General features: G+C 70.4%; 9 protein-coding genes, 1 tRNA gene and 1 pseudogene. 8 read left to right on the top strand and 3 right to left on the bottom strand.

What is annotated here, in order from left to right:
- The 6 genes from G6022_RS00730 to G6022_RS00705 all read left to right on the top strand — a co-directional run.
- A partial coding sequence (locus G6022_RS00730) for an alpha/beta hydrolase (RefSeq protein ID WP_206682353.1) occupies nt 1-1,116 on the top strand: 1,116 nt, incomplete at its 5' end.
- A gap of 48 nt (nt 1,117-1,164) precedes the next feature.
- Entirely contained in the window at nt 1,165-2,028 is an 864-nt protein-coding gene (locus G6022_RS00725) for a maleylpyruvate isomerase family mycothiol-dependent enzyme (protein ID WP_179524860.1), read from the top strand.
- A 7-nt stretch (nt 2,029-2,035) separates the two neighbouring features.
- Nucleotides 2,036-2,617 (top strand): gluconokinase, GntK/IdnK-type, encoded by a 582-nt coding sequence (locus tag G6022_RS00720; RefSeq protein WP_347238137.1) that lies wholly within the window; start codon nt 2,036-2,038, stop codon nt 2,615-2,617.
- Nucleotides 2,618-2,786: 169 nt separating this feature from the next.
- On the top strand, nt 2,787-4,268 hold the full coding sequence (locus G6022_RS00715; protein WP_182639121.1) for a DUF1538 domain-containing protein: 1,482 nt from the start codon (nt 2,787-2,789) through the stop codon (nt 4,266-4,268).
- Nucleotides 4,265-4,615, top strand: coding sequence for a transcriptional regulator (locus tag G6022_RS00710; RefSeq protein ID WP_182610538.1), 351 nt, complete (start codon nt 4,265-4,267; stop codon nt 4,613-4,615). The genes G6022_RS00715 and G6022_RS00710 overlap by 4 nt, the downstream gene beginning before the upstream one ends.
- A 63-nt stretch (nt 4,616-4,678) precedes the next feature.
- Nucleotides 4,679-5,068, top strand: coding sequence for a CBS domain-containing protein (locus G6022_RS00705; protein WP_179524858.1), 390 nt, complete (start codon nt 4,679-4,681; stop codon nt 5,066-5,068).
- 16 nt (nt 5,069-5,084) lie between these two features.
- Here the strand turns inward: G6022_RS00705 and G6022_RS00700 are convergent.
- Nucleotides 5,085-5,166: transfer RNA gene (locus G6022_RS00700), tRNA-Leu, on the bottom strand.
- Nucleotides 5,167-5,224: 58 nt separating this feature from the next.
- On the opposite strand from G6022_RS00700, the gene G6022_RS00695 reads away from it, so the two are divergent.
- Nucleotides 5,225-5,761, top strand: coding sequence for a hypothetical protein (locus G6022_RS00695; RefSeq protein ID WP_179524850.1), 537 nt, complete (start codon nt 5,225-5,227; stop codon nt 5,759-5,761).
- Nucleotides 5,758-6,132, top strand: a complete 375-nt coding sequence (locus G6022_RS00690) for a DUF3817 domain-containing protein (RefSeq protein ID WP_179524849.1) — start codon at nt 5,758-5,760, stop codon at nt 6,130-6,132. The genes G6022_RS00695 and G6022_RS00690 overlap by 4 nt, the downstream gene beginning before the upstream one ends.
- A 53-nt stretch (nt 6,133-6,185) precedes the next feature.
- Here the strand turns inward: G6022_RS00690 and G6022_RS00685 are convergent, their stop codons facing one another.
- Nucleotides 6,186-6,842, bottom strand: coding sequence for a non-canonical purine NTP pyrophosphatase (locus G6022_RS00685; RefSeq protein WP_182643877.1), 657 nt, complete (start codon nt 6,840-6,842; stop codon nt 6,186-6,188).
- Between the two features lie 2 nt (nt 6,843-6,844).
- Nucleotides 6,845-6,986, bottom strand: a pseudogene (rph, locus tag G6022_RS00680) (ribonuclease PH); the annotation flags it as partial.

Raw genomic sequence — 6,986 nt, 5'->3', positions numbered from 1 at the left:
CGGCGACGCGCCGTCACCGGGCCCCGGCGGTCGGTGGCGAGCCGGCGACTCCGCGCACTCGGAGCGGTCCTGGTGACCCTGCCCGTGGTCGTCCTCGCCGTCGCCCTGCTCCGCCCGGCGTCGACCGCCCCGATCACCGGACCCGACGGACGCGAACTACCGACCAGTGTGGCCGAGCTGATCACCCTCCCGGTCGGCGGTCACGAGCAGGCGGTGATGCTCCGGGGCCACGACCGCGACGCCCCTGTGCTGCTGTTCCTGGAGGGCGGGCCCGGCGGCACCGCAATCGGGGCGATGAGGGCGTCCGGAGAGCCCCTGGAGGAGGACTTCGTTCTGGCCGTGTGGGATCAGCGCGGGACCGGCAAGTCCCTGTCCGCGCTGGAACCGACGGACACACTGACTGTCGAGCAGATGATCTCCGACACGCTCGAGGTCACCGACCACCTGCGGGAGCGGTTCGGGCAGGAGCGCATCTATCTGGTGGGCAGTTCCTGGGGCTCCACCCTGGGAGTGCTCGCCGCGCAGCGCGCACCAGAGAAGTACCACGCGTTCATCGGCACCGGGCAGATGGTCGACCAGCAGGAGACCGACCGCAGGATGTACGCCGAGACCCTGGACTGGGCCGAGCGGGCCGGCCAGGACGACTTCGCCCGGCGCCTGCGGGACAACGGCCCACCCCCCTACGAGGACATGCTGGCCTACCCGGACGCCCTGTCCACCAATCCCGAGTACCGGGAGTTCCCGCACGGACAGGACTACGACCCGGCGTCGGCGTACCCCGCCAGCCTGTTGGCCCCGGAGTACACCCTCACCGAACAGATCCGCGGCATGGGCGGGATCATCGACACCTTCTCGGTCCTCTACCCGCAACTGCAGGACATCGACTTCCGCCGGGACGTCCCCCGGTTGGACGTCCCGGTGTTCGTGGTGCTCGGCGAGTTCGAGTCCCCGGGCCGCTCCGACCTCGCCCGGGAGTGGTTCGAGGTGCTGGACGCCCCGGTCAAGGAGTTGGTGGTCTTCCCCCAATCCGGACACACCCCGCATCTGGACGAGCCGTCGCGATTCCACGACTTCATGACCGGTGTCGTCCTCGCGGGGTCCGCCGCGGGACGCTGACGGTCAAGTGGCCGGGTCCGTCCCCACCGCGGCAGTAGCCTGGTGACCATGGAGACCGAGGGCCGCGACGCCACCACCACAGAACCCACCGGCAGCGCACCCGTCGAGGTGCGCCACCTGATCCAGCAATGGAAGCGCCTCGACGAGCTCCTCGCGGGACTGAAGAGAGACGACTGGGCCGCACCCACGGCCCTCCCCGGATGGACCGTCCGCGACGTGGTGGCGCACATCGCCGGAACGGAGCACCTGCTCTCGGGCGAACCGGTACCGGACGTCGACCTCCCGCCCTCGGCAGACGAGTACGTCCGCAACCCCATCGGGGAGCTCAACGAGAAGTTCGTGCAGGAGGCCCGTCCGCTGGCGGTCGAGGACGCGTTCGCGGACTTCCGGGAGGCGGTGGCCGAGCGCACGGGACAGCTCGCCGAGATGACCCCGCAGCAGTTCGAGGCCGAGTCCGACTCCCCCGTCGGTCGCGTCCCGTTCCGTCGCTTCATGGGCGTGCGCGTCTTCGACTGCTGGATCCACGAGGACGACATCCGCCACGCCCTCGGCATGCAACACCACCTCGGCAGCGGCCCGGGGCGGTTCGCCCTCGACGAGATCGTGCGCTCCCTCCCCCGGACCGTGGGCAAGAAGGCCGGCGCCCCGGACGGCGCCCGCGTCCGGTTCCGGGTCACGGGTGAGTCCGACACCGATCTCCCGATGGCCGTCGACGTGATGGTCGCCGGCCGGGCGGGACTCGTGGACGTCGACGACTCCGCGCGGACCACGGTCGAGCTGGTGTTCGACACCCCGACCTTCGTCCGTGCGGCGACCGGCAGGATCACCGCCGAACCCGGCAACGGCGTGGAGATCAGTGGCGACGAGGACCTGGGCAGGAAGATCCTCGGGTCGATGGCCTTCACCATCTGACAGGCCCGTGGCGACTCCGACGGGGCCGGTGCCGAATCGGGCAGAGCCGTTGCCCGCGGCCGTTGCGCACATCGTGGTGATGGGGGTGTCCGGGGCCGGTAAGTCGACCGTCGCCCGCGCGATCGCCGAGCGGACGGGTGCCCTGTTCCTCGACGCCGACGACCTGCATCCCCCCGCCAACCGCCGGAAGCTGGGCGCCGGCGAGCCGCTCACCGACCTCGACCGCGGGCCGTGGCTCGACGCGGTCCGGGACAGGATGCGGGAGCGGGAACGGGAGGGGGCCCGCACCGGCCCGGACCCCGGCGTCGTCGTCGCGTGTTCGGCACTGCGCCGCGCCTACCGCGACGTCCTCCGGGACGTCGACCGGCCGGTGTTCTTCGTCGAACTCGGCGCTGACCCGGAGCTCCTCGCCGCCCGCCTCGCCGCTCGACGCGGGCACTTCGCATCCCACCGGATCCTCGAATCGCAGCTGGCCACCCTGGAGTCCCTGGGCCCGGACGAGGACGGGATCACCTGCCCGATCGCGCTTCCGGTGGAGGAGATCGCCGACAGGGCCCTCGCCGCGCTCGGGAAAGACCGTCGTCGGTGAGCCGGCGGTGAGGTCGCGGTGAGTCCGCGGTGAGCCGGCGGTGAGGTCGCACCGACCCGGTGGACCGACCACGGCCCCGCGACCGTTCCGTGGACGCCCCGGTGGTCGTACGTCAGACTGGGATCCAGGCCGCCTGTCGACCCGACCCCGGAAGAGGACCCCAGCCTCCATGGAGCATCTCCGACACTTCGCCCAGGAGTTCCGGAAAGCCCTGAGGAACCTGTTGCCCATCGTGGCCGTGGTGGTGGCCTTCCAGCTGCTCGTCTTCCGCCGGATGCCCGAGGACCCGCTACAGCTGGTCGCCGGACTGCTCATCGTGGGGGTGGGGATCGCCCTGTTCCTCCAGGGACTGGACCTGAGCGTGTTCCCGGTGGGCAAGAACCTCGCCAACCAGTTCACCCGCCGCGGGGCCCTGGGGCTGCTGCTCACCTTCGGCTTCGCCATCGGATTCGCCGCGGTCGTGGCCGAACCCGCCCTGATCGCGGTGGCGGAACAGGCCGAACTGATCAGCGAGGGCCGGATCGACGGGGTCGTGCTGCGGGTCGTGATCGCCGTGTCCGTGGGTCTCGTCCTGGTCCTGGGGATCCTGCGCGTGCTGCGGGGGTGGGCGGTCCACCGGATCCTCATCGGCGGCTACGTGGTGGTCCTGGTGGCCACGTTCGTGGCCCCGCCGGAGATCGTGGGCCTGGCCTTCGACTCCGGCGGGGTGACCACCAACGTCGTGACCGTGCCGCTGATCGCCGCGATCGGGATCGGGTTGGCCAACTCGATCCGGGGCCGCAGCGCCCTCACGGACGGCTTCGGCCTGGTCGCGCTGTGTGTGATGGTCCCGATGATCGGGGTGCAGCTCTACGGGATGTGGGTCTACACCTTCGGCGGTGGCGGCGGTACGCCCACCACGGGGTCGGACCAGGGCTCCACCCCGCTCTGGCTGGAGCACGTGGTAGGCCTGGCGGAGATGGTCCGCGACGTGGCGCCCATGGTGATCGTCGTCCTGTTCTTCCAGTACGTCGCGCTGCGCCGCAAGCTGTCCCACCCGCTGCGCGTGGCCGTCGGGTTCGTCATGGTCCTGGTGGGGCTCTACGCCTTCGTGGTGGGCCTGAAGATGGGGCTCTTCCCGCTGGGCACGCAGATGGCCGAGCAGCTCATCGACCGCGGCGTGCCGGCGCTGATCCTGCTGTTCGCCCTGCTCATCGGGTTCGCCACCACCATGGCCGAGCCGGCCCTGGTGGCCATCGCCGACCAGGCCGAGAACGTCTCGCCGGCCGGGATCAACGCCACCGCCATCCGCCTGGTCGTGGCCACGGGGGTGGCGGTCGGAATCGCGCTGGGGGTGTACCGCATCCTGTCCGGCGGGCCGCTGCACTACTTCATCATGGTCTCCTACGCCGTGGTCATCGTCCTGGTTGTCCTGGCCCCGAAGTACATCGTCGCCCTGGCCTTCGACCTCGGCGGGGTCACCACATCCGAGGTCACCGTGCCGCTGGTCACCGCCCTGGGCATCGGACTGGCCAGCGCCATCGACGGCCGCAGCGCGCTGCTCGACGGCTTCGGCCTCATCGCCTTCGCCTCGATCTTCCCGATCATCTCCGTCCTGCTCTATGCCATCGCCCTCGAGAAAGTCCCCCGACTGCGGAAGGAATCGACATGAAATTCACGGCCGTCGTAGTGATCGCCCCCCCGGAACTGGAGGACACCGCCATCGAGGTCGCGCAACGGGCCGGGGCGACCGGGGTGACGATCCTGGAGGGCAAGGGCATCGGCGCGCAGCAGAAGAAGACCTTCTTCGGCCTGACGTTCGAGGGCTCCCAGTCGGTGCTGCTCATGGTCGTGGGCACCCACCTGGCCACCCCGATCCTCAAATCCCTGCACGAGATCCTGGTCGACGGGGACAACTCCCACGGCATCGCCTTCAACGTCCCCATCGAGCACCTCACCGGGATCGACCCCCGGCAACTGGTGAAGTTCGAGGAATACATGCGCCGGGAGAACACCTGAGCCACGCCCACCCGCTCCCCCGCGCACGCCCCACCCCGCCCGTACAACCCAGGAGGACCCCCAATGCTCACCGTCCAACAGGTCATGGTGCCCGAGGTGATCACCATCTCCCCCTACGCCACCCTGCGCGAGGCGCTGTCGATGATGCGTTCCCACAGGGTCAAGAGCCTCGTGGTCGACCGCCAGCACCCCCACGATGCCTACGGTCTGCTCAGCTACAACGAGTTGCTGCGCGCCATCGTCGTCGAGGAGGGCGACGTGGACCTGCTCAACGTCTACGACGCCGCCGTCAAGCCCGCCATCACCGTGGGAGAGGACCTGTCGGTGAACCAGGCCGCGGCCATGATGAGCCGGTTCCACCTCAACCGCCTGGTCGTGGTCCGCGGCAACGACCTCATCGGTCTGCTCACGATGAACGACATCCTCGCCCGGCTGATCGACGAGCTCGACTGAACCGCGATCTGTGCGGTGCGCCCGGGGAGACTTGAACTCCCACGTCCGTAGACACTGGAACCTAAATCCAGCGCGTCTGCCAATTCCGCCACGGGCGCCCGCCCGGGGGTGCCGGGCGAGGTGAGCTTACCGCGCCGTCGGCGGTATCGTGGAGGGGTGTCCGACACCCTGAGCGACCGCACGGTCGGAGGCGACCCCGCCTCCGGTCCGCCGGTCTCGACCAAGGTCAGGCACCGCCCCTCGTGGATCGCGTTCGTCGTCCTGGGTTCGATCTTCTGCCTGGGGATGGGGTTCTGGCAGCTCGCCCGCTACCAGGAGGCCACGGGGACGGTGCAGAACCTCGGCTACACCTTCATGTGGCCGTTCCTGGCGGGGTTCCTGGTCTACGCGTACCTGAAGTACGTGCGACTGGAGGCCGACGAGGCCGAGTCGGCCCTCCCCGCGGCCGGTGTCGACGGGGATGAGGGTGACGACGACGAGGTCGACGGCCACCCCGACGCTCCGCCCCTGCGCCGGGGTTCGCGCAGGCAGGAGATCGTCACGGAGATCCCCGCGGACCTTCTGCCCCGGCGTCCCGCCGCGGAGGCCCGGACCGGAGATGAGGCTCTGGACGCCTACAACTCATACCTCGCCGAGCTGGCCCGTCAGGACGCGGCCGCCGGCGACCGTCACCAGGAGAGACACACCACATGACCGTCGCAGCCACCCCGGAGACCGACGACCGCAAGCCGGATCCCGACGGCAAGGTCCGCGGGGCGCTCGCCCGGTACCGCGTCCTGGCCTGGATCACCGGCGTGTGGCTGCTGGTCCTCACGGTCGAGATGATCTACAAGTACCTGATCCTGGAGAACTCCTCGGACGCTCCCGACTGGTTCACCTACATCGGACAGGCCCACGGTGTCTTCTACATCTTCTACCTGTTCATGACCCTCGACCTGGCGATCAAGGCCCGGTGGCCCGCCTCCCGCACCCTGCTGACCGCCCTGGCCGGGACGGTCCCGTTCCTGTCGTTCTGGTTCGAGCACAAGCGGACCCGGGACGTCCGGGCCGAGTACGCGGTCTGAACCGGCGCCGATCTGAGCCGGCGCCGATCTGAGCTGGCGCCGATCCGAGCCGGTCAGTCCGTCCGGCCGCGCTCGGCGAGCTCCCGGAGCGCCGGCACCAGCGCCCGCAGGGCACGGCCGCGGTGGGAGTCGGCGTCCTTCTCCCCCGGTGTGAGTTCCGCCGCGGAGCGGTCCGACCCCTCGGGCAGGAACAGCGGGTCGTAGCCGAACCCGCCCTCGCCGCGCGGCTCCCGGAGCACGTGTCCGGCCCACCGCCCCTCCGCGACCCGCTCGACCGGATTCTCCGTCGACGTTTCCGGGTCCACCGCCGGGTCAGCCGCCGAGTACACCAGGGCGCAGCTGGAGAAGAAGGCCGCGCCACGGCGGTCGTCGGGCACATCAGACAGCTGCGCCACCAGGAGCGCGTTGTTGGCCGCGTCGTCGCCGTGACGCCCCGCCCAGCGCGCGGAGAGCACGCCCGGCATCCCGTTCAGCGCGTCCACGGCCAGCCCGGAGTCGTCGGCCAGGCACGCCAGGCCCGTCGCCCTCCACCCGGATCTCGCCTTGATCAGAGCGTTGTCCTCGAACGTCGCGCCGTCCTCCGGCTCCTCGGGGAACTCCGGCACCTCGTCCAGGCCGACCGGCTCGATGCCGACGATCCCCTCGGACTCCAGCACGCGGCGCAGCTCGGCGAGCTTCTTGGCGTTCCGGCTCGCGACCAGCAGTCGCACGGTCACGGCTGGCGCCCCGCGGTCCGGGCGGCCGGAGGCGCGGGCAGCTCACCCGGGTAGGGGGCGGCGAGGGCCTCGCGCTGCAACTCGAACAGCTTGTCGCAGCCGGCCTGCGCGGAGTCGAGCATCGCATCGAGGGTGTCC

The organism is Dietzia sp. Cai40, from assembly GCF_014145165.1.
In the GTDB taxonomy this organism is placed as follows: domain Bacteria; phylum Actinomycetota; class Actinomycetes; order Mycobacteriales; family Mycobacteriaceae; genus Dietzia; species Dietzia natronolimnaea.
The sequence above is the reverse complement of the archived record's forward strand: the minus strand, read 5'-3'. Positions and strand labels throughout refer to the sequence as shown.

What these genes read in the sequence shown, in the direction of transcription:
- G6022_RS00725 (WP_179524860.1), top strand. Translation starts at nt 1,165, where the DNA reads ATGGAGACCGAGGGCCGCGACGCCACCACCACAGAACCCACCGGCAGC.
- G6022_RS00715 (WP_182639121.1), top strand. Translation starts at nt 2,787, where the DNA reads ATGGAGCATCTCCGACACTTCGCCCAGGAGTTCCGGAAAGCCCTGAGG.
- G6022_RS00710 (WP_182610538.1), top strand. Translation starts at nt 4,265, where the DNA reads ATGAAATTCACGGCCGTCGTAGTGATCGCCCCCCCGGAACTGGAGGAC.
- G6022_RS00705 (WP_179524858.1), top strand. Translation starts at nt 4,679, where the DNA reads ATGCTCACCGTCCAACAGGTCATGGTGCCCGAGGTGATCACCATCTCC.
- G6022_RS00690 (WP_179524849.1), top strand. Translation starts at nt 5,758, where the DNA reads ATGACCGTCGCAGCCACCCCGGAGACCGACGACCGCAAGCCGGATCCC.